At 37.9% G+C, this 21,126-nt stretch carries 34 protein-coding genes; 32 read left to right on the top strand and 2 right to left on the bottom strand.

Going from position 1 to position 21,126, the window contains the following annotated elements:
- Nucleotides 1-116: 116 nt before the first annotated feature.
- From J3U35_RS00765 to robA, 3 genes are all read left to right on the top strand, one after another.
- Nucleotides 117-788, top strand: a complete 672-nt coding sequence (locus J3U35_RS00765) for a phosphoribosyltransferase family protein (RefSeq protein WP_267358904.1) — start codon at nt 117-119, stop codon at nt 786-788.
- A gap of 105 nt (nt 789-893) precedes the next feature.
- Nucleotides 894-1,469, top strand: a complete 576-nt coding sequence (gene nfuA, locus J3U35_RS00760; protein WP_065558691.1) for a Fe-S biogenesis protein NfuA — start codon at nt 894-896, stop codon at nt 1,467-1,469.
- A gap of 94 nt (nt 1,470-1,563) precedes the next feature.
- Nucleotides 1,564-2,481: an MDR efflux pump AcrAB transcriptional activator RobA gene (gene robA / locus J3U35_RS00755; protein ID WP_267358902.1), complete on the top strand. Its 918-nt coding sequence runs from the start codon at nt 1,564-1,566 to the stop codon at nt 2,479-2,481.
- Nucleotides 2,482-2,539: 58 nt separating this feature from the next.
- Here the strand turns inward: robA and trpR are convergent, their stop codons facing one another.
- Together trpR and sltY are read right to left on the bottom strand one after the other, a co-directional pair.
- Nucleotides 2,540-2,821 (bottom strand): trp operon repressor, encoded by a 282-nt coding sequence (gene trpR, locus J3U35_RS00750; RefSeq protein ID WP_218837341.1) that lies wholly within the window; start codon nt 2,819-2,821, stop codon nt 2,540-2,542.
- An 11-nt stretch (nt 2,822-2,832) separates the two neighbouring features.
- The gene (sltY, locus tag J3U35_RS00745; protein ID WP_267358900.1) at nt 2,833-4,770 is read right to left on the bottom strand and encodes a murein transglycosylase; all 1,938 of its coding nucleotides are present in this window, start codon (nt 4,768-4,770) and stop codon (nt 2,833-2,835) included.
- A gap of 163 nt (nt 4,771-4,933) precedes the next feature.
- On the opposite strand from sltY, the gene iscR reads away from it, so the two are divergent.
- From iscR to secY, 29 genes are all read left to right on the top strand, one after another.
- Entirely contained in the window at nt 4,934-5,383 is a 450-nt protein-coding gene (iscR, locus tag J3U35_RS00740; protein WP_065558570.1) for a Fe-S cluster assembly transcriptional regulator IscR, read from the top strand.
- 42 nt (nt 5,384-5,425) lie between these two features.
- On the top strand, nt 5,426-6,640 hold the full coding sequence (locus J3U35_RS00735) for an IscS subfamily cysteine desulfurase (protein ID WP_065558571.1): 1,215 nt from the start codon (nt 5,426-5,428) through the stop codon (nt 6,638-6,640).
- A gap of 15 nt (nt 6,641-6,655) precedes the next feature.
- Nucleotides 6,656-7,042: a Fe-S cluster assembly scaffold IscU gene (iscU, locus tag J3U35_RS00730; protein WP_065558572.1), complete on the top strand. Its 387-nt coding sequence runs from the start codon at nt 6,656-6,658 to the stop codon at nt 7,040-7,042.
- A complete protein-coding gene (gene iscA / locus J3U35_RS00725) occupies nt 7,042-7,365 on the top strand; it encodes an iron-sulfur cluster assembly protein IscA (protein ID WP_267350302.1) in 324 nt (107 codons plus the stop codon). Before iscU ends, iscA begins: the two co-directional genes overlap by 1 nt.
- 14 nt (nt 7,366-7,379) lie before the next feature.
- Entirely contained in the window at nt 7,380-7,898 is a 519-nt protein-coding gene (gene hscB, locus J3U35_RS00720; protein ID WP_267358898.1) for a co-chaperone HscB, read from the top strand.
- Nucleotides 7,899-7,935: 37 nt separating this feature from the next.
- The gene (gene hscA, locus J3U35_RS00715) at nt 7,936-9,795 is read left to right on the top strand and encodes a Fe-S protein assembly chaperone HscA (RefSeq protein ID WP_267358896.1); all 1,860 of its coding nucleotides are present in this window, start codon (nt 7,936-7,938) and stop codon (nt 9,793-9,795) included.
- 14 nt (nt 9,796-9,809) lie between these two features.
- The gene (gene fdx / locus J3U35_RS00710) at nt 9,810-10,148 is read left to right on the top strand and encodes an ISC system 2Fe-2S type ferredoxin (protein WP_065558576.1); all 339 of its coding nucleotides are present in this window, start codon (nt 9,810-9,812) and stop codon (nt 10,146-10,148) included.
- Nucleotides 10,149-10,531: 383 nt separating this feature from the next.
- Nucleotides 10,532-10,843, top strand: a complete 312-nt coding sequence (gene rpsJ / locus J3U35_RS00705; RefSeq protein WP_006120582.1) for a 30S ribosomal protein S10 — start codon at nt 10,532-10,534, stop codon at nt 10,841-10,843.
- 31 nt (nt 10,844-10,874) lie between these two features.
- A complete protein-coding gene (rplC, locus tag J3U35_RS00700) occupies nt 10,875-11,501 on the top strand; it encodes a 50S ribosomal protein L3 (protein WP_065558577.1) in 627 nt (208 codons plus the stop codon).
- 16 nt (nt 11,502-11,517) lie between these two features.
- Entirely contained in the window at nt 11,518-12,120 is a 603-nt protein-coding gene (gene rplD / locus J3U35_RS00695; RefSeq protein ID WP_065558578.1) for a 50S ribosomal protein L4, read from the top strand.
- Complete coding sequence (gene rplW / locus J3U35_RS00690) at nt 12,117-12,419, top strand: 50S ribosomal protein L23 (protein ID WP_065558579.1); 303 nt, start codon at nt 12,117-12,119, stop codon at nt 12,417-12,419. Before rplD ends, rplW begins: the two co-directional genes overlap by 4 nt.
- A gap of 18 nt (nt 12,420-12,437) precedes the next feature.
- A complete protein-coding gene (gene rplB / locus J3U35_RS00685; protein WP_065558580.1) occupies nt 12,438-13,262 on the top strand; it encodes a 50S ribosomal protein L2 in 825 nt (274 codons plus the stop codon).
- A gap of 19 nt (nt 13,263-13,281) precedes the next feature.
- Entirely contained in the window at nt 13,282-13,560 is a 279-nt protein-coding gene (gene rpsS, locus J3U35_RS00680; protein WP_065558581.1) for a 30S ribosomal protein S19, read from the top strand.
- A gap of 13 nt (nt 13,561-13,573) precedes the next feature.
- On the top strand, nt 13,574-13,906 hold the full coding sequence (rplV, locus tag J3U35_RS00675) for a 50S ribosomal protein L22 (protein WP_034884235.1): 333 nt from the start codon (nt 13,574-13,576) through the stop codon (nt 13,904-13,906).
- A gap of 14 nt (nt 13,907-13,920) precedes the next feature.
- A complete protein-coding gene (rpsC, locus tag J3U35_RS00670; protein ID WP_065558582.1) occupies nt 13,921-14,658 on the top strand; it encodes a 30S ribosomal protein S3 in 738 nt (245 codons plus the stop codon).
- Nucleotides 14,659-14,670: 12 nt separating this feature from the next.
- Nucleotides 14,671-15,081 (top strand): 50S ribosomal protein L16, encoded by a 411-nt coding sequence (gene rplP / locus J3U35_RS00665; RefSeq protein WP_025314389.1) that lies wholly within the window; start codon nt 14,671-14,673, stop codon nt 15,079-15,081.
- On the top strand, nt 15,082-15,273 hold the full coding sequence (gene rpmC / locus J3U35_RS00660; protein ID WP_034902373.1) for a 50S ribosomal protein L29: 192 nt from the start codon (nt 15,082-15,084) through the stop codon (nt 15,271-15,273).
- A gap of 1 nt (nt 15,274) precedes the next feature.
- Nucleotides 15,275-15,535 carry a 30S ribosomal protein S17 gene (gene rpsQ / locus J3U35_RS00655; RefSeq protein WP_025314391.1) on the top strand — a complete coding sequence of 87 codons (261 nt, stop codon included), beginning with the start codon at nt 15,275-15,277 and terminating at the stop codon, nt 15,533-15,535.
- Between the two features lie 196 nt (nt 15,536-15,731).
- Complete coding sequence (rplN, locus tag J3U35_RS00650; RefSeq protein WP_025314392.1) at nt 15,732-16,103, top strand: 50S ribosomal protein L14; 372 nt, start codon at nt 15,732-15,734, stop codon at nt 16,101-16,103.
- A 10-nt stretch (nt 16,104-16,113) separates the two neighbouring features.
- Nucleotides 16,114-16,428, top strand: coding sequence for a 50S ribosomal protein L24 (gene rplX / locus J3U35_RS00645; protein ID WP_065558583.1), 315 nt, complete (start codon nt 16,114-16,116; stop codon nt 16,426-16,428).
- Nucleotides 16,429-16,445: 17 nt separating this feature from the next.
- Complete coding sequence (gene rplE, locus J3U35_RS00640) at nt 16,446-16,985, top strand: 50S ribosomal protein L5 (protein WP_065558584.1); 540 nt, start codon at nt 16,446-16,448, stop codon at nt 16,983-16,985.
- A gap of 11 nt (nt 16,986-16,996) precedes the next feature.
- Nucleotides 16,997-17,302, top strand: coding sequence for a 30S ribosomal protein S14 (rpsN, locus tag J3U35_RS00635; protein WP_025314395.1), 306 nt, complete (start codon nt 16,997-16,999; stop codon nt 17,300-17,302).
- Nucleotides 17,303-17,319: 17 nt separating this feature from the next.
- Nucleotides 17,320-17,712, top strand: a complete 393-nt coding sequence (gene rpsH / locus J3U35_RS00630) for a 30S ribosomal protein S8 (RefSeq protein ID WP_065558585.1) — start codon at nt 17,320-17,322, stop codon at nt 17,710-17,712.
- Nucleotides 17,713-17,723: 11 nt separating this feature from the next.
- Nucleotides 17,724-18,257, top strand: coding sequence for a 50S ribosomal protein L6 (gene rplF, locus J3U35_RS00625; RefSeq protein WP_065558586.1), 534 nt, complete (start codon nt 17,724-17,726; stop codon nt 18,255-18,257).
- A 9-nt stretch (nt 18,258-18,266) separates the two neighbouring features.
- On the top strand, nt 18,267-18,620 hold the full coding sequence (rplR, locus tag J3U35_RS00620) for a 50S ribosomal protein L18 (protein ID WP_025314398.1): 354 nt from the start codon (nt 18,267-18,269) through the stop codon (nt 18,618-18,620).
- 14 nt (nt 18,621-18,634) lie between these two features.
- Nucleotides 18,635-19,135: a 30S ribosomal protein S5 gene (gene rpsE, locus J3U35_RS00615; protein WP_025314399.1), complete on the top strand. Its 501-nt coding sequence runs from the start codon at nt 18,635-18,637 to the stop codon at nt 19,133-19,135.
- 6 nt (nt 19,136-19,141) lie between these two features.
- On the top strand, nt 19,142-19,321 hold the full coding sequence (rpmD, locus tag J3U35_RS00610) for a 50S ribosomal protein L30 (protein ID WP_267350311.1): 180 nt from the start codon (nt 19,142-19,144) through the stop codon (nt 19,319-19,321).
- 5 nt (nt 19,322-19,326) lie between these two features.
- Nucleotides 19,327-19,761, top strand: a complete 435-nt coding sequence (gene rplO, locus J3U35_RS00605; protein WP_065558588.1) for a 50S ribosomal protein L15 — start codon at nt 19,327-19,329, stop codon at nt 19,759-19,761.
- Between the two features lie 8 nt (nt 19,762-19,769).
- Nucleotides 19,770-21,110 carry a preprotein translocase subunit SecY gene (gene secY, locus J3U35_RS00600; RefSeq protein ID WP_065558589.1) on the top strand — a complete coding sequence of 447 codons (1,341 nt, stop codon included), beginning with the start codon at nt 19,770-19,772 and terminating at the stop codon, nt 21,108-21,110.
- Nucleotides 21,111-21,126: the final 16 nt, after the last annotated feature.

Here is a 21,126-nt window from a genome sequence, read left to right as displayed (position 1 = left end):
TATTTTTTGAACGATATGCGATGGTCTGAAAACAAACTCTTAGTATTGACGTTTTATCCTTTATTAAATGATTGTTTTAAATTTTTGGATGACATTATTTTTAAAGTTGGAGAATTATGCGTTGCTTCTTATGCAATATGCCATTATATTTGGCACATCATGGAATTTGTTATCAATGTTCAAAAAACATACCGAAATTAAACAAGGTATGTCCGCAATGTTGTTTACCGCATTCTTTATCCACTCAGATTTGTTATCGTTGTCTTGAAAATAAACCCTACTGGGATACATTAATTGCGACTAGCGAATACATTAATCCGTTAAAAAAATTAATTCAGCAATTAAAGTTTTATCATAAAACGGAACTGACATTGGCACTGGCAAGATTAATGTTTTTAACATGGTATAAAAAACGACTTGCAAATGAAATCATAAAACCGGATTTAGTCACTTGCGTTCCATTACATCATATACGTTATTGGTCAAGAGGATTTAATCAAGCAGAATTGTTGGCAAAAGTGATAGCGAAATGGTTAAATTGTGATTTTTATCCTCATTTACTCTATCGACATCAACGAGCAATAGATCAGAAAAAGCTTTCATTAAAAGAACGTAAACAAAATGTAGAAACACTTTATGAATGTCGAAAAAATCTTTCTCAAAAATCGGTGATGCTTATTGATGATATTGTCACTACGGGAAATACAATAAATGCTGTTAGTCAGCAGCTAAAAAAATGCGGGGCAATGAATATTCAAGTGATTTGTTTATGTCGCACAGTATTGTAAAATTGTAAACAGTCCCTATAATAACCAACATAGTTAGTCAACTATTACAACAAATCAATTAGCTAGTTTATTACCTAATTGCATCAAAAGTGAGGGGTTATGTCTATTATTACCATTTCTGAATCAGCTCAGCAACATTTCAAAAAACTACTAGCCAATCAACCACAAGATACACAAATTCGTGTCTTTGTCATGAATCCTGGTACGCCAAGTGCAGAGTGTGGTGTTTCTTATTGTCCTGCTGATACTGTAGAAGATAGTGATATAGAAGAAAAGTTTGCAGATTTTTCGGTATACATTGATGAAATGAGTGCACCATTTTTAGAAGAAACCGTTATCGATTATGTTACTGATGAATTGGGTTCGCAATTGACGTTAAAAGCGCCAAATTCCAAAATGAGAAAAGTCAGCGATGATGCACCTTTAATTGAACGCGTCAATTATACGATTCAAACTCAAATTAATCCTCAACTTGCTAGTCATGGCGGTATGGTAAGTTTAATTGAACTAACGGAAGACAATTATGTTGTCCTTCAATTTGGGGGGGGCTGTAACGGTTGTTCAATGGTTGATTATACGTTGAAAGAAGGAATTGAAAAACAATTATTAATGGAATTTCCTGAACTTGCAGGCGTAAAAGATGTGACTGAGCATCAAGCAGGAACACACTCTTTTTGTTAAGAAAAACTAAATAATTTGGATTTAAATCTTGCTTATTGCTAAGATTAAGTCATAATCGCATGATGTCTGCCAGTTCACTTTATGATGGGGTTTTATGAATCAAGTCAGCATTATTTCAGATCTTATCGTTTGGATTGAAAAAAATCTGGAGCAGCCTTTGTCTATTGATCATGTTGCTCAAAAATCAGGTTATTCAAAGTGGCATTTACAACGTATGTTTAAAGAAGTAACCGGTCAGGTACTTGGTACTTACATTCGTCATCGTAGGTTAACTTATGCTGCACTTTCTTTACGAATGACGAGTAAGCCGATTTTAGATATTGCCATGCAATATCGTTTTGATTCTCAGCAAACATTTACCCGTTCTTTTAAAAAACAGTTCAATGAAACCCCAGCAAGTTATCGACGCGCTGAATTTTGGGATCCGACAGGATTAACGCCAGCAATTGAACTTAATAAAACTCAGCTTACATTACCCGAACCCAAATTCGTTAATATGCCAAAACAGACATTTTGGGGTATTACTTATAAAAATAACTGTAATTTAAGTAAATTATTAGAGGAAGAAAATAAGTTGCGAGGGCAATTTTTTCACAATTATCTTTCTCGTTATACCCATAAAAATGAAATTCTGCCGGATAAAATTTATGCTTTTAACCGTATCTTGAAAAGTAAAGAAAATGCTAATGAACAAGAGTTACTTTATACTATAGCGTTAGAACACAATAATCATCTTGAGTATATTGAACAGTTTGTTAGCGAAGGTGGTCTGTATCTTTGTTTCAAATATATTGGCACACCAGAAAACTTTAAAGATTTTATTTCTCAGGTGCATTTAGCTGCGATGCCAGCTTTAAAAGTTCATTTACGTTCTGGATGTTTAATCGAAATTCACCATAACCGTGATAAAAATACGGTTGAAACGGCAAAAGATATCCAACGTATGGAATGCGATTATTGTGTGCCAGTTGCAACAGAAAATGAAGTTCTTCTAAAGAAAAATTCGCAGTAATTCTAAGTTGTTATCTGTATTCAATCTTGTGACTAATTGTAATAACCTAGCATTATAATCAATTTAACAATGTTTTTTCTAACCATTGTCTAAATTCTGGTGATGCTTCTTTCAAACTGTTTGATCCACGTGTGACAGTGGCAATACCAATACCTAATTGTTCTTTAAGCTGTCTTTGATTTATTGAACCATCAAGTAAAGAGTGAATTATTTTCACTCGGGTAATTAAAGCATCACGTTCATCTGCGGTTAGCAGCAGTTTAAATATATCCAGTGAATAACCATCATTAAATGCTTGGTGTAGTATTTCAACTGTTTGTTTCCATTCTTGAGTTTTCATAATGCCCACCATTAATAGGTTCTGTTAAATTCGTTTGCGGTAAAAATATTATGCCTTTTTTGACCTAACAAATTTTGATAAATATAATCATAAACTAAAACATTTTTAACATAATTACGTGTTTCAGTAAAAGGAATACTTTCAATAAAAGCTACTGCATCAAGTTTACCATCACTATTATTCAACCATCGTTTAACTCGACTTGGTCCAGCATTATAGGCTGCTGACGCCAAAATACGATTTTTAGCATTTTGTTGATAAACATTATTAAGAAAATATGTCCCTAATTCTATGTTTGTCATGGGATCAGATAGCTGAGATGTTGATGTATAACTAATTGAGCTAACTTTTTTTGCTGTTTCTTTTGCTGTCGCAGGCATTAATTGCATTAAACCTTTTGCCCCAGCTGGTGATTGTATCGTGGCATCAAAAGCGCTCTCTTGACGAGATATAGCCAGCGCATAAGAAAGAGATATCTCTTTACCTTTTAATGCCTGTTTATATATATCTTCATACATAATAGGTAAGCGCTCTGTCCAATTATTCCAAAGTTTTCCAGATATTGTTGCTTGGATACTAAGATCTCCCCAACCTTTATGATAAGCATATTGAGCTAAATCTAAATATTCATTATTTTCAACGTGATTATTCAACATAAAGCGCCATTCGCGTGTTGATTCTGTTAACTTCTTCCAGAAACGTAATTCTTTAATTCGTTTTATAACAGTTTGATTATCATACTTAGATTTTAAATTTGCTATCTCGGCTTGCGTAATTTTTCTGGATTGGTTGTTAAGAGAATATTTTTGCTTAAGCAATTGAGCGCTGACCATGCCATAAAATCCACGATTAGCCGATAATTTTTTCAAAATGGTATTGGCTTCATTTTTTTTGTTTTGGTCTAAATAGACGCGAGCTTGCCAATATTGCCATTCTTCTTTTAATTTATCTTCGGGTGTTAATTGTGATAACCAATAAGCAATATCTTTATAATTATTTTCATCAATCGCAACACGAATGCGTTTTTCAACTAACGTTGTATCATGATACTTGGAAATGTAATCATCACGCCATTTAATTTGCTCATTTGTCGCAGAATCACTGAAAAATCTGTTTGCTAAATTTTTTTGTAATGCAATGAGTTCGGTTTCGCTTAGATGTTGCTGCTGTACCAGTTTTTGCAATAGTATTTGCGCAAAATTCATATCCGCTTTAACTACTCGAGGAAAAGAAGCCAATACAATTTTTTTAGTAAAATTGCTGGTTTTAATATTTTTAGAGAAATCCTCTAATTTTTTCGGATTATCTAATAAAGCATATAAATTACTTTTGGTTGTTTTATAGTCATTATCTAATAGGTTGATTAAATATCGTGCTAATTTTAAATTATTCGCTTCTATGGCAAGTTCAATTCGTAACAAAATGATATTGTTTGTTTGTTTTCCTGCATCTTTCCATGCATTAAGAAGAGGATCACAGGCAGAAGGTAATTCTTTTCCTGTTAGCCACAATGATTCTACTGTCTCTATAACAGATTGATTACCCTGTTGTAACAAAGCGTATTGATAACGGCAGTTAGATTGAATTGAGTTATCTTTAGGAAAGTCAACAATAGCAGCCCAATCTTGACGATTGGTCAATTCTGATAAGAAAGATTGACTTAATGATGCTGTTAACGGAAATTTACTATACTGAGTGACAAAATTGCTCACCATGTCTGGGGAAACCGTTTTGATATTTTTTTGAAAATATTGTACTGCAGCATAAGGATACAGTGGGTAATCTTTTAGCTCTTTTAAAAGAGCGGTTTGTTCATTAAGATTGAGTGATTGATATGAGTTAAGCCATTTTTTGTAATTAGCTCGTAAATCTTGCTGCGTATTAACCGCGATTGCACTTTTAGTAAAGAGTAATCCTATTATTAAAATACACTTTAATAGTGATTTCATTGCTCAACTCCTATATCAAATTAGTTTACTAGATTAGCATATTTCACCATTGTTCGTCGATGAAAGAACTTAAGGTTTAATTCCCACTAAAATAGTCAACTAAATACTTGACTAAAATTGAAGGATATATAAAATACCTTCCATATATAAAGGGGAATAAATAATGAAATTGACATCAAAAGGGAGATATGCAGTAACTGCAATGTTGGATATTGCATTACATTCTGGTTTAGGGCCCGTATCACTTGCAGATATCTCAGAACGTCAACAAATCTCACTTTCCTATCTTGAACAACTATTTGCCCGTTTACGTAAACATGGTTTGGTCTCTAGTGTTCGGGGGCCGGGTGGTGGCTATGTGCTTAGTCGAAGCATGGATCAAATTGCGATTAGTTCAATTGTTAAAGCCGTCGATGAAACGGTTCACGCAACAAAATGTTATGGTCATGATGGATGTCAAGGTGGCGTGAGATGTTTAACTCACACTTTGTGGAATGACCTAAGTGAACGTATCGATGAGTTTTTAACAAGTATCACTTTAAGCGAATTAGTCAATAATAAAGAAGTTAAAGAAGTGGCTAGTCGACAAAGCAATCTAATATCAATAAATTAAGCAATAAAATTTGTACACAGATTTTGTCATTGGGAGTATTTAATGAAACTACCTATTTATATGGATTATGCAGCAACAACGCCTGTCGATCCTAGAGTTGCTGAAAAAATGATGCAGTATCTAACCTTGGATGGTATTTTCGGTAACCCCGCCTCTCGTTCTCATAAATTTGGTTGGCAAGCTGAAGAAGCGGTTGATATTGCACGAAATCAAATAGCCGATCTTATTGGTGCCGATTCACGAGAAATCGTTTTTACTTCTGGCGCGACTGAAGCGGACAATTTAGCCATTAAAGGTGCAGCACACTTTAATCAAGCTAAAGGTAAACATATTATTACGTGTAAAACTGAACATAAAGCCGTGCTTGATACTTGTCGCCAACTAGAACGAGAAGGTTATGAAGTAACGTATTTAGCACCTGAATCTGATGGAATATTAGATTTAAACAAACTCGCAGCGGCAATGCGTAGTGATACGACAGTGGTATCAATCATGCACGTTAATAATGAAACAGGCGTCATACAAGATATCGAAAAAATTGGTGAAATGTGTCGTGAAAGAGGCATTGTTTTCCACGTGGATGCAACCCAAGCTGTTGGTAAATTACCGATTGATGTAACCAAATTGAAAGTAGACTTGATGTCTTTTTCAGGTCATAAAATCTATGGTCCAAAAGGTATCGGTGGGCTGTATGTAAGACGTAAACCACGTGTTCGTATCGAAGCCCAAATGCATGGTGGTGGTCATGAACGAGGCATGCGCTCTGGAACGCTACCTGTGCACCAAATTGTTGGTATGGGTGAAGCATATCGGATAGCAAAAGAAGAAATGGCTACTGAAATGCCACGTCTATTGGCACTCAAAAATCGGTTATGGAATGGTTTAAAAGATATAGAAGAAGTTTATCTAAATGGATCTTTAGAACACAGTGCACCAAATATTTTAAATGTCAGTTTTGCTTATATTGAAGGTGAATCGTTAATGATGGCATTAAAAGATTTGGCTGTATCTTCTGGCTCTGCCTGTACGTCAGCGAGTTTAGAACCTTCTTATGTATTGCGGGCACTAGGCCTCAATGATGAATTAGCACATAGCTCAATCCGTTTTTCACTAGGTCGATTTAGTACTGAAGAAGAAGTGGATTATGTTATTGAGTTAATCAAAAACTCTATTGATAAATTAAGAAACTTATCTCCGCTTTGGGAAATGTTTAAAGATGGTGTTGATTTATCAAAGATAAAATGGTCAGCCCATTAAAATTAGGAGTAAATTATGGCATACAGTGAAAAAGTAGTCGATCATTACGAAAACCCTCGCAATGTCGGGTCGTTCGATCAAAACGATCCGAATGTTGGTAGTGGTATGGTTGGTGCACCAGCTTGTGGCGATGTCATGCGACTTCAAATTAAAGTGAATGATGATGGCATTATTGAAGATGCGAAATTTAAAACTTATGGCTGTGGTAGCGCAATTGCTTCAAGTTCGTTAGTTACCGAATGGATTAAAGGTAAATCTTTAGATGAAGCACAAGCAATAAAAAATACGGATATTGCTAAAGAACTCGCTTTACCGCCAGTTAAAATTCACTGTTCAATTTTAGCTGAAGATGCAATCAAAGCGGCAATTGATGACTATAAGACTAAAAAAGGGCAAAGTTAATGGCTATTACATTAACCACTAGTGCAGCTGATCGTGTTCAAGCTTTTTTAACTAATCGTGGAAAAGGCATCGGTCTAAGATTAGGCGTTAAAACATCTGGTTGTTCGGGTATGGCTTATGTTTTAGAGTTTGCTGATACGATTAATGACGATGACAGTGTATTTGTAGACAAAAATGTTAAAGTTATCGTGGATAAAAAAAGCTTAGTCTATATTGATGGCACTGAACTTGATTTTGTTAAAGAAGGATTAAATGAAGGTTTTAAATTCAATAATCCTAATGCGCATAATGAGTGTGGTTGTGGCGAAAGCTTTAATGTTTAACTGAGGCATCAAGCGTGAATAATTATTTTGAGTTATTTCATCTACCTATTCAATTACCTGTCGATACGCAGCAGTTAACATTACAATATCAACAATTACAAAGACAGTATCACCCTGATAATTTTGCAACGGCATCGGATAGTGAAAAAATGGCGATTATTCAAAAATCAGCCATGATTAATGATGCTTATCAAGTATTAAAAAATCCTATAAAAGCAGCTGAATATTTCCTATCTTTGCAAGGCTTTGATGTGGCAACGGAACAACATATTATTCATGATGCAGATTTTTTAATGGAGCAATTTGTTTTGCGTGAAAAGCTAGATGATATTGAAAGTCAGTCAAACTTTGAACTATTAGATAGCTTTGGGGCTGAAATATCAGGCCGCAAAAAAGATATTTATAATCAATTGTTGAACAATATATCGCAACAAGATTGGCAATCCGCCCTAAATCAAATCTACAAGATTCGTTATCTTACTCGATTAATAGAACAGATCGAAAAGTTACAAGAAAAGCAATATGCTTTATAATTTAAGATAAATAACACATCAAGTAGAGATAAGTTAAATGGCATTATTACAAATTAGTGAACCAGGTCAAACACCAGAACCACATCAACGTCGGATTGCGGTTGGCATTGATTTGGGTACGACCAATTCACTAGTTGCAACTGTTCGAAGCGGTAAATCTGAAGTTCTGCCAGATTTAGAAGGCGATTTTTTATTGCCTTCAGTTGTACATTATGGTGTTGATCATGATGATAATACTATTATCACAATTGGTAAAAATGCTAAAAACAGCGCTACTTCTGATCCAAAAAATACAGTAAGTTCAGTTAAGCGATTAATGGGAAGACGTCTTTCTGATATAGACACATCTCATTTCCCTTATCCATTATCCATGACAGAAAATGGTGTGCCATTACTAAATTTACCGAATCAGCAAGTTAATCCTATACAAGTCTCTGCTGAAATCTTGATTGCTCTAGCAGATCGGGCTAAAGCGAGTTTAAATGGTGAAATCGATGGTGTCGTCATCACCGTTCCCGCCTATTTTGATGATGCTCAACGACAGGCAACAAAAGATGCTGCTAAATTAGCTGGTTTACACGTTTTACGTTTGTTGAATGAACCTACTGCTGCAGCTATCGCTTATGGCCTTGATTCTGGAAAAGAAGGCATCATTGCTGTATATGATTTAGGTGGTGGAACTTTTGATATCTCTATTCTGCGTTTACATAAAGGCGTTTTTGAAGTTCTATCAACAGGGGGAGATTCTGCTCTTGGTGGTGATGACTTCGATCGTTTACTTGCGGAGTATATTAAAAACGAATTAGGGTTGATTGATCATCATGATGCACAGTTGAATCAGAGAATGATTCATCAAGCGGTTGACATTAAAATTGCACTCAGCCATCAAGATTCTGTCACGATAACATTTGATAATCAGGTCTTAACTATAACCCGACATCAATTTGAACAACTTATTGAACCGCTAGTTAAACGAACCTTAGCTGTTTGTCGGCGTGCATTAAAAGATGCTGATATTGATATCGATGAAATTGTTGAAGTGGTCATGGTGGGGGGATCTACCCGAATTCCGTTTGTGCGTGAATCGGTCGGTAATTATTTCAAAACAAAACCTTTAACTTCTATCGATCCAGATAGAGTAGTCGCTATTGGGGCTGCCATTCAAGCGGATATTTTAGTGGGTAATAAACCCGATTCCGATATGTTGTTGCTTGATGTAATTCCCTTATCTTTAGGCATCGAAACAATGGGCGAATTGGTTGAAAAAATCATTCCTCGTAATAGTACGATTCCTTGTGCAAGGGCGCAAGAATTTACAACGTTTAAAGATGGTCAGACCGCTATGATGATTCATGTTTTACAAGGTGAACGTGAAAATGTAGCCGATTGTCGATCGTTGGCGCAATTTATCTTGCGTGGCATTCCGCCAATGCCTGCTGGTGGCGCACATATTCGTGTCACTTTCCAAGTGGATGCTGATGGATTGCTGAGCGTAACGGCAATGGAAAAATCAACAGGCGTTGAAGCTGCAATACAAGTTAAGCCATCTTATGGGCTAACTGATAAAGAAATTGCAACTATGATTCAAGATTCCATCAATTACGCTCAACAAGATAAGCAAACTAGAATGCTTGCTGAACAAAAAGTTGAAGCAGCAAGAGTCCTTGAAAGCTTACAAAATGCATTAGATAAAGATGCTGACTTATTGAATGAGCATCAGCTTAATCAAATTTTAAATGCTAAACATCGTTTACAAGCGGTAAGCGAATCCAATGATATATACGAAATTGAAAAGCAAATTAAAATTGTTGATAACGTGACGCAGGATTTTGCGGCTAAGCGTATGGATAGATCCATTCGTCAAGCTTTAACCGGTCATAAAGTTGATGATATTTAACTAACGAGATTATTATGCCAAAAATTACATTTTTACCAAATGCTGAACTTTGCCCTGAAGGGAAAACGGTTGAAGCGCAAGAAGGTGAATCTATTTTAGAAGTCGCTTTACGTAACGATATTGAAATTGAGCATGCTTGTGAAATGTCATGTGCTTGTTCAACTTGCCATTGTATTGTCCGTAAAGGTTTTGACTCACTTGAAGAGAGTGATGAACAAGAAGATGATATGTTAGATAAAGCGTGGGGCGTTGAACCACATAGTCGACTAAGTTGTCAGGCTCGTGTTGCCGATGAAGATCTTGAAGTTGAAATTCCAAGATATAGTCTTAATCATGCCAAAGAAGATCATTAGCCTTGTCGCCATCACTTCATGGCGACAGATTCCTCATTATCATAATTTTCTTAAGTAATCACTACAACTTGTTTGATTAGCTTGAAATTTAATCAATAAAAAGGGTTTATCATTATTTTTAAGCTGATCAATAAAGCATCTATTATTAATTATTTCTTGCATTAGTTAATAATTTACGTATAATCATCGCCACTTTGTTTGTTGAATTTTTGATAAGCAAATGCGTATGAAGATATAATCCTTATTTAATAATATTGAATTATATCAACAATACTCCCGATCTGGGGGTTACGAAAAGAACGGATTACACTCTCCTGTCAATCGAAACAGGGTAAGAGGAGTAGTCTTTTGTTATAACTTTTAAATAGTGGAGCTCTGGTCTCATGTCGAACCAAAGAATCCGTATCCGGTTAAAAGCGTTTGATCATCGTTTGATTGATCAATCAACTGCTGAAATTGTAGAAACTGCGAAGCGCACTGGTGCGCAAGTTCGTGGTCCTATTCCATTACCGACACGCAAAGAGCGTTTCACCGTATTGATTTCTCCGCACGTTAATAAAGACGCGCGTGATCAATATGAGATTCGTACTCATAAACGTCTAGTTGATATTGTTGAGCCAACTGAAAAAACAGTTGATGCTTTAATGCGCCTAGATCTTGCTGCCGGTGTTGATGTGCAGATCAGTTTAGGTTAATCCTAAGCTGAATGATTGAGAGGTCTAAACAATGATTGGTTTAATCGGTCGTAAAGTAGGAATGACACGAATCTTCACCGAAGAAGGTGTTTCTATTCCTGTCACCGTAGTTGAAGTTCAAAGCAACCGCGTTACTCAAGTTAAAACTTTAGAGAACGATGGTTATCAAGCTATTCAGGTTACTACTGGCAGCAAAAAAGCAAGCCGTGTAAATAAACCTGAAGCAGGTCATTTTGCTAAGGCTGGCGTTGAAGCTGGTCGTGGTCTATGGGAATTCCGTTTTGAAGAAGGCGAATTTACTGTAGGGCAAAGTATTAACGTTGATATTTTCACAGACGTTAAAAAAGTTGATGTTACTGGAACATCTAAAGGTAAAGGTTTTGCTGGCGTAACTAAACGTTGGAACTTCCGTACTCAAGATGCAACTCATGGTAACTCTTTGGCACACCGTGGTCATGGCTCTATCGGTCAAAACCAAACTCCAGGTAAAGTGTTCAAAGGTCGTAAAATGGCAGGTCACCTAGGTAATGAACGTGTAACTGTTCAAAACTTAGATATTGTACGTGTTGATGCTGAACGCAACCTTTTATTAATTAAAGGTGCAGTTCCAGGCGCAATCAATAGTGACGTAATTGTTAAACCGGCAATCAAGGCTTAACGTCGAGGAGATAGAGATGGAATTAGTAGTAAAAGACGCGAAAGCGCTTTCTGTTTCCGAAACTACCTTCGGACGTGAGTTTAATGAAGCGTTAGTTCACCAAGTAGTTGTTGCTTATGCATCTGCTGCTCGTCAAGGCTCACGCGCACAAAAAACTCGTGCAGAAATCGCTGGTTCAGGCAAAAAACCATGGCGTCAAAAAGGCACAGGTCGTGCTCGTTCAGGTTCTATTAAGAGCCCAATCTGGCGTAGTGGTGGTGTAACATTTGCAGCAAAACCACAAGATCATAGCCAAAAAGTTAACCGTAAAATGTATCGTGGTGCATTAAAGAGTATTTTCTCTGAATTAGTGCGTCAAGAGCGTTTAGTTGTGGTTGAAACATTTACTGTTGAAGCACCTAAGACTAAATTATTAACTCAGAAATTAAATGATATGAATCTTAATGATGTCCTTATCATTACAACTGAAGTTGATGAGAATCTTTTCTTAGCAGCACGTAACTTGCATAAAGTTGATGTGCGTGATGTGGCAGGTATTGATCCAGTTAGTTTGATTGCATTTGACAAAGTGGTTATCACTGTTGATGCCGTTAAACAAGTAGAGGAGATGTTAGCATGATTCGTGAAGAGCGTCTGCTTAAAGTCCTGCGAGCACCACATGTTTCTGAAAAAGCATCTATTTCAATGGAAAAAACAAATACATTAGTATTGAAAGTTGCTAAAGATGCTACTAAGAGAGAGATTAAAGCCGCAGTTGAACAACTATTTGAAGTTAAAGTAGATGACGTTAATACACTTGTTGTTAAAGGCAAAGTAAAACGTCGTGGTCAACAACTTGGTCGCCGTAGCGACTGGAAAAAAGCTTACGTAACTTTAGCAGAAGGTCAAAACTTAGACCTTGCTGGCGTCGCTGAGTAATTCGGAGGAGTAAGAACAATGGCAGTTGTTAAGTGTAAACCTACATCTCCGGGTCGTCGCCACGTTGTTAAAGTGGTTAACCCAGAGTTGCATAAAGGTAAGCCTTATGCACCGTTGCTTGATTCAAAAAGCAAAACTGGTGGTCGCAATAATAATGGTCGTATCACTACCCGTCATATCGGTGGTGGTCATAAACAACATTATCGTATTGTTGACTTTAAGCGTAATAAAGATGGTATTCCAGCAGTTGTTGAACGTTTGGAATATGATCCAAACCGTAGTGCAAATATTGCATTGGTTTTATATAAAGACGGTGAACGTCGTTATATTTTAGCGCCTAAAGGCTTAAAAGCAGGTGATCAGATCCAATCTGGTGTTGATGCATCGATTAAAACAGGTAACTGTTTACCAATGCGCAATATTCCAGTCGGTTCTACCGTGCATAACATTGAAATGAAACCAGGTAAAGGCGGACAACTTGCTCGCTCAGCTGGTAGCTATGTTCAAATCGTTGCGCGTGATGGTGCATATGTAACATTACGTCTACGTTCAGGTGAAATGCGTAAAGTATTGTCTGATTGTCGTGCCACTATTGGTGAAGTCGGCAATTCAGAACATATGCTTCGCGTACTAGGTAAAGCGGGTGCAACGCGTTGGCGTGGTGTTCGTCCTACTGTTCGTGGTACAGCAATGAACCCGGTAGACCATCCACATGGTGGTGGTGAAGGTCGTAACTTTGGTAAACATCCTGTGTCTCCATGGGGTCAAAAAGCCAAAGGATTGAAAACGCGTAGCAACAAACGTACTGATAAGTATATTGTTCGCCGTCGCAATAAGAAATAATTAATATAGAGGATTAGCTATGCCACGTTCTCTCAAGAAGGGTCCTTTTATTGACCTACACTTGCTGAAGAAGGTAGAGAAAGCGGTGGAAAGCGGGGACAAGAAACCAATTCGTACTTGGTCCCGTCGTTCAACGATCTTTCCTAACATGATCGGTTTGACCATCGCTGTCCATAATGGTCGTCAGCACGTTCCAGTTTATGTTACCGACGAAATGGTTGGTCATAAATTGGGTGAATTCGCGCCGACTCGTACTTATCGCGGTCACGCTGCGGATAAGAAAGCTAAGAAGAAATAAGTAGGAGAAAGAGATGGAAACAATTGCAAAGTACCGCCACGCTCGTTCTTCTGCACAAAAAGTTCGCTTAGTTGCAGATCTTGTTCGCGGTAAAAAAGTGTCTCAGGCACTTGATATTTTAACGTACACCAATAAAAAAGCGGCTGTACTTGTTAAAAAAGTATTAGAGTCTGCTATTGCTAATGCAGAGCATAACGATGGTGCTGATATTGATGATCTAAAAGTTGCGAAAATTTTCGTAGACGAAGGCCCAACCATGAAGCGTATTATGCCTCGTGCGAAAGGTCGTGCAGATCGAATTTTGAAGCGTACGAGTCACATCACCGTGATCGTCTCAGATCGCTAGGCTGGAGAATAGCAATGGGTCAAAAAGTAAATCCAAATGGTATCCGATTAGGCATTGTCAAGCCTTGGACATCTACATGGTATTCGGGTACAAAGACATTCGCTGATAATTTAGAAAGTGATTTTAGAGTGCGTGAATTCTTAAATAAAGAATTAGCACAAGCGTCAATCTCTAAAATTGTAATCGACCGTTCAGCAGAAACTAACGTTCGCATTACTATTCACACTGCTCGTCCAGGTATCGTGATTGGTAAAAAAGGTGAGGACGTTGAAAAATTACGTAATGCCGTAGCTTCTATTGTCAATAAGTATAAAGACAAAAGAGAAAAACGTGATGTTGCAGTACAAATTAATATTGCTGAAGTTCGTAAACCTGAACTTGATGCAAAATTAGTTGCTGACAGCATTACTTCTCAGTTAGAACGCCGTGTTATGTTCCGTCGTGCAATGAAACGTGCGGTACAAAACGCAATGAAAGCGGGTGCTAAAGGTATCAAAGTTGAAGTAAGTGGTCGTTTAGGCGGCGCTGAAATTGCTCGCTCAGAGTGGTATCGTGAAGGTCGTGTACCTCTACATACACTACGAGCTGACATCGACTACGGAGTGTCTGAAGCATTAACTACCTATGGTATTATTGGTGTTAAAGTGTGGATCTTCAAAGGTGAGATCCTTGGTGGTATGGCTGCCGTTGAACAAGCAGAAAAACAACCTGCTGCTCAACCGAAAAAGCAGCGCAAAGGCCGAAAACAATAAGGAGCGTCGCTGATGTTACAACCAAAGCGTACAAAATTCCGTAAAGTGCACAAGGGCCGCAATCGTGGTCTAGCTGTGAGTACTGACGTAAGTTTCGGTACATTCGGTCTTAAGGCTGTGGGTCGTGGTCGTTTGACTGCGCGCCAGATCGAAGCAGCACGTCGTGCAATGACTCGTGCAGTTAAGCGTCAAGGTAAAATCTGGATTCGAGTTTTCCCTGATAAACCAATTACTGAAAAACCACTTGAAGTGCGTATGGGTAAAGGTAAGGGTAACGTTGAATACTGGGTTGCTCAGATTCAACCAGGTAAAGTCCTTTATGAAATGGACGGAGTACCGGAAGAAGTTGCTCGTGAAGCATTTGCGTTGGCAGCTGCAAAACTGCCAATTAAAACCACCTTTGTGATTAAGACGGTGATGTAAATGAAAGCAAAAGAGCTACGCGAAAAAAGCGTTGAAGAGTTAAATACTGAACTTCTTAATTTATTACGTGAGCAATTTAACTTACGTATGCAATTAGCTGGAGGTCAGTTGACACAGACTCATATGTTAAAACAAGTGCGTCGTAATATTGCACGAGTTAAAACGTTATTAACTGAAAAGGCGGGTGCGTAATATGACTACTGAAGTAAAAATTCGTACTCAGCAAGGTCGTGTTATTAGCGACAAAATGGATAAATCTATTACTGTAGCTATTGAACGTAAAGTGAAGCATCCGTTATATGGTAAGTTCATTAAACGTACGACTAAATTGCATGTACATGATGAAAACAACGAGTGTGGTATTGGTGATACTGTAGAAATTAAAGAGTGTCGTCCATTATCAAAAACCAAATCTTGGACTCTTGTTCGAATCGTAGAAAAAGCAGTTAGTTAATCTAATCGATTAAAAACTGTACATAATATAATAAACGGCTAAATGCAGCCGTTTATTTTATGCTATCCATTTTATTTGAGTGGTGTTATACTATGCGCCCTCACATATGTGGGTTTTTGGTTGTCTATTCTTATCCATGGTAGTTGAGGTGGATGAAGGTAGATTAGACAATAATTTATTTATACGGAGCATTAAAATGATCCAAGAACAGACTAGGCTAGATGTTGCCGATAACTCTGGCGCACGTAGTGTAATGTGTATCAAGGTTCTCGGTGGATCGCACCGTCGTTATGCAGCGGTTGGTGATATCATCAAGGTTACCATTAAAGAAGCAATTCCACGTGGTAAAGTAAAAAAAGGTGATGTACTTAAAGCTGTTGTCGTGCGCACTAGAAAAGGTGTTCGTCGTCCTGATGGATCTGTCATTCGTTTCGATCGCAATGCTTGTGTTATTTTAAACAATAACAGTGAGCAACCGATTGGTACGCGTATTTTTGGACCGGTCACTCGTGAACTTCGTTCTGAGAAGTTTATGAAGATCATTTCATTAGCACCAGAAGTACTGTAAGGAGCGGGTAATGGCAGCGAAAATCCGTCGAGAAGATGAAGTTATCGTGTTAACCGGTAAAGATAAAGGTAAACGCGGTAAAGTAAAAAGTGTTTTGTCTACAGGCAAAGTGATTGTTGAAGGTATTAATTTGGTGAAAAAACACCAAAAACCAGTACCTGCATTAAATCAAGAAGGTGGAATTGTTGAAAAAGAAGCAGCTATTAATGTTTCTAATGTGGCAATTTTTAACCCAGCTACAGGCAAAGCAGATCGCGTAGGCTTTAGAATTGAAAATGGTAAAAAAGTCCGTTTTTATAAGTCTACTAATGAATTAATTAATTAAGTAATTTGGAGTGTACGATGGCGAAACTGCATGATTACTACAAAGCACAGGTAGTAAATAAACTGCAAGAACAGTTTGGCTACAAATCTGTCATGCAAGTCCCTCGGATCGAAAAGATCACCTTGAATATGGGTGTGGGTGAAGCAATTACTGATAAGAAATTATTAGATAATGCGGTTGCAGATTTAGCAGCAATCAGTGGTCAAAAACCACTTGTCACAAAAGCACGCAAATCAGTTGCTGGTTTTAAAATCCGTCAAGGGTACCCTATTGGTTGTAAAGTCACTTTACGTGGCGAACGTATGTGGGAATTTTTTGAACGTCTAGTTTATATTGCGCTTCCTCGTACTCGAGATTTCCGCGGTTTAAGCGCAAAATCTTTCGATGGTCGTGGTAACTATAGCATGGGTGTTCGTGAACAAATCGTTTTCCCTGAAATCGATTATGATAAAGTTGATCGTGTTCGTGGTTTAGATATTACTATCACAACAAGTGCACAATCAGATGAAGAAGGCCGAGCTTTATTATCTGCCTTTAACTTCCCATTTCGTAAGTAAGGTAGGGCATAATGGCTAAACAATCAATGATTGAACGCGATAAGAAACGCGTAAAGCTAGCAGAAAAATATTTTGCAAAGCGTCAAGAATTAAAAGCGATTATCTCTGATCTTAATGCATCAGATGAAGATCGTTGGAATGCAGTGCTTAAATTGCAAACGCTTCCTCGTGATTCTAGTCCATCACGTCAACGTCGTCGTTGTCGTCAAACAGGTCGTCCTCATGGCGTCCTTCGTAAGTTTGGTTTAAGCCGTATTAAGGTTCGTGAATCAGCCATGCGTGGTGAGATTCCTGGTCTTAAAAAGGCAAGTTGGTAATCAGGGGAGTGTTATAGATGAGCATGCAAGATCCTATAGCAGATATGTTGACCCGTATTCGTAACGGTCAAGCTGCGAATAAAGTTGCAGTCACCATGCCTTCCTCTAAGCTAAAAGTGGCAATTGCCAATGTGCTAAAAGAAGAAGGTTACATCGGAGACTATAAAGTTGTTGGTGACACTAAGCCAGAATTGGAAATTTCATTAAAATATTTCCAAGGTAAGGCTGTAGTAGAAAGTATTAAACGTGTTAGCCGTCCAGGTTTACGTATTTATAAACGTAAAGACGAATTGCCAAAAGTTATGGCTGGATTAGGTATCGCAGTTGTTTCTACTTCTAAAGGTGTTATGACTGATCGAGCAGCACGCCAAGCAGGTCTTGGTGGTGAAATTATCTGCTACGTAGCGTAAGGGAGAAAAAAATGTCTCGTGTTGCAAAAGCACCTGTCGTTGTTCCTGCTGGCGTAGAGGTAAAACTCAATGGTCAGGTAATTACGATTAAAGGTAAAAATGGCGAGTTAACTCGTACAATTAATAATGCTGTTGTTATTAATCAAGAAGAAGGTCAAATTAAATTTGCTCCTCGTGACGGCTTTGCGAATGCTTGGGCTCAAGCTGGTACTGCACGTGCGTTGATTAATGCAATGGTTATTGGTGTTACTGAAGGTTTTACTAAAAAACTTCAGCTAGTTGGTGTCGGTTATCGTGCACAAGTTAAAGGTAATGCTATTGGTCTATCTCTTGGATATTCACATCCAATTGAGCATCAATTACCTGCTGGTGTGACCGCAGAATGTCCATCACAAACTGAAATCATACTGAAAAGTGCTGATAAGCAGTTAATTGGACAAGTGGCAGCAGATATCCGTGCTTATCGTCGTCCTGAACCTTATAAAGGTAAAGGTGTTCGTTACGCAGATGAAGTTGTGCGTACTAAAGAAGCTAAGAAAAAGTAAGGTAACACTATGGATAAGAAATCAGCTCGTATCCGTCGTGCAACTAAAGCGCGTCGCAAGATGCATGAACTACTTGCAACTCGCTTAGTGGTTCACCGTACTCCGCGTCATATTTATGCGCAGATTATCGCACCAAACGGATCAGAAGTACTGGCAGCTGCTTCTACATTAGAAAAAGCTATCAGTGAAAGTTTAAAATACACCGGAAACAAAGATGCAGCAGCTGCAGTTGGTAAAGCAATCGCAGAGCGCGCATTAGCGAAAGATATCAAAGAAGTTTCTTTTGATCGTTCGGGTTTCCAATATCATGGTCGAGTTCAGGCGCTAGCAGATGCTGCTCGCGAAGCTGGCCTACAGTTCTAAGGTAGGAGTTAAAGATGTCAAACATCGAAAAACAAGCTGGTGAACTGCAGGAAAAACTAATCGCAGTTAACCGAGTTTCTAAAACCGTAAAAGGTGGTCGTATTTTTAGTTTTTCTGCACTAACAGTTGTTGGTGACGGTAATGGCCGCGTAGGTTTTGGATATGGTAAAGCACGTGAAGTGCCAGCAGCAATCCAAAAAGCAATGGAAAAAGCACGTCGTAATATGATTAATGTTGCTTTAAATAACGATACTTTACAGCATCCTGTTAAAGGTGCTCATACAGGTTCTCGTGTTTATATGCAACCAGCATCAGAAGGTACTGGTATTATCGCCGGTGGTGCAATGCGTGCTGTATTAGAAGTTGCTGGTGTTCGTAACGTTCTAGCTAAAGCATATGGTTCAACAAACCCAATTAATGTGGTTCGTGCAACGATTGATGGCTTAGAAAATATGAAATCACCAGAAATGGTTGCTGCTAAGCGTGGTAAAACCGTCGAAGAAATTTTGGGGTAATTAACCATGGCAAAGACAATTAAAATTACACAAACTCGTAGTTCTATTGGACGCATACCGAAGCATAAAGCAACGTTAGTCGGACTTGGATTACGTCATATTGGTCATACTGTTGAGCGCGAGGATACTCCTGCTATTCGTGGTATGGTAAACCAAGTTTATTACATGGTCAAAGTTGAGGAGTAATAGTAATGCGTTTAAATACTTTATCTCCTGCTGAAGGTTCAAAGCATGCACCAAAACGTCTAGGCCGAGGTATCGGTTCTGGATTAGGTAAAACAGGTACCCGTGGTATCAAAGGTCAAAAATCACGTTCAGGTGGCGGCGTTCGTCGTGGCTTTGAAGGTGGTCAAATGCCTTTATATCGTCGATTACCAAAATTTGGTTTTACTTCTCGTAAAGCTCTAGTTACAGCACAAGTTCGCCTTTCAGATTTAATGAAAGTTGAAGGTGATGTTGTTGACCTAAATAGCTTAAAAGTTGCAAATGTGATTAATTCACAAATCGAATACGCAAAAATCATGTTATCTGGTGAAGTTACAAAACCAGTAACAGTTCGTGGTATTCGTGTAACGAAAGGTGCTAAAGCTGCAATTGAAGCTGCTGGCGGAAAAATTGAGGAATAATTAGAAAGATGGCAAAGCAACCAGGATTAGATTTTCAAAGTGCCCGTGGTGGTGGGGGTGAACTTAAGAAGCGTTTACTATTTGTGCTTTTAGCACTGATTGTTTTTCGTTTAGGTTCTTATATTCCAGTTCCTGGCATTGATACTAAAGCGTTATCGGACATACTTTCACAAGCATCATCTAATGGTATTGTGGATATGTTCAATATGTTCTCTGGTGGTGCTTTAAGCCGTGCTTCAATTTTTGCATTAGGGATAATGCCTTATATTTCTGCATCGATTATTGTGCAGTTATTAACGGCCATTAACCCTAAATTGGCAGAATTGAAGAAAGAAGGTGAATCAGGTCGTAAGAAAATTAGCCAGTACACTCGTTATGGCACATTGGCTTTAGCTATTGTACAAGCAGTTGGTATTGCGACTGGTTTACCAAATATTCCTGGTTATGAGCGTGTTGTGACTAATCCAGGATTTTCTTTCTATTTCATTGCATCGGTTAGTTTAGTTACTGGCACTATGTTTCTTATGTGGCTTGGTGAGCAGATCACGGAACGTGGAGTAGGTAATGGTATTTCAATCATTATTTTCTCTGGAATTGTGGCGGGTCTTCCTCATGCAATATATGAAACAATTGAACAAGCTCGTTCTGGTGAATTGAATCCGATTCTATTATTAGTTGTCGCAGCTTTAGTGATAGGTGTGACTTATTTTGTTGTTTTTGTTGAGCGTGGTCAACGTCGAATCGTAGTTAACTATGCCCAACGTCAACAAGGGCGTCGCGTTTATGCAGCGCAAACATCACATTTACCATTAAAAATTAATATGGCTGGCGTTATTCCAGCGATATTTGCCTCAACAATTATTATGTTACCATCTATGATGGCATCTTGGTTTCAAGGAAATGGTGAAGGCTGGAGATATGTATTTGTACTTATTGGTCAATATTTCTCTCATGACCAACCGTTATACATAATCTTTTTTGCGGCAGCGATAATCTTCTTTTGTTTCTTCTATACAGCGTTGGTTTTCAACCCTAGAGAGACAGCAGATCAGCTTAAAAAATCTGGTGCATTTATTCCAGGTATCCGCCCAGGTGAGCAAACATCTAAATATATTGACAAAGTAATGACACGTTTAACATTAATAGGCGCAATCTACATTACTTTTGTATGTTTGGTACCAATGTTTATGACAAGTGCAATGAAGGTTCCAGTTCAATTTGGTGGAACATCTTTATTAATTGTGGTTGTTGTAATCATGGATTTTATGGCACAAGTACAGACTTTAATGATGCCAAATCGTTATGAGTCAGTGTTAAAGAAAGCGAACCTTAAAGGCTACGGCCGATAAGTTAGCCAGAAGTTAC

Source organism: Gilliamella sp. B2717 (genome assembly GCF_026536675.1).
Taxonomy (GTDB): Bacteria; Pseudomonadota; Gammaproteobacteria; order Enterobacterales; family Orbaceae; genus Gilliamella; species Gilliamella apicola_I.
The sequence above is the reverse complement of the archived record's forward strand: the minus strand, read 5'-3'. Positions and strand labels throughout refer to the sequence as shown.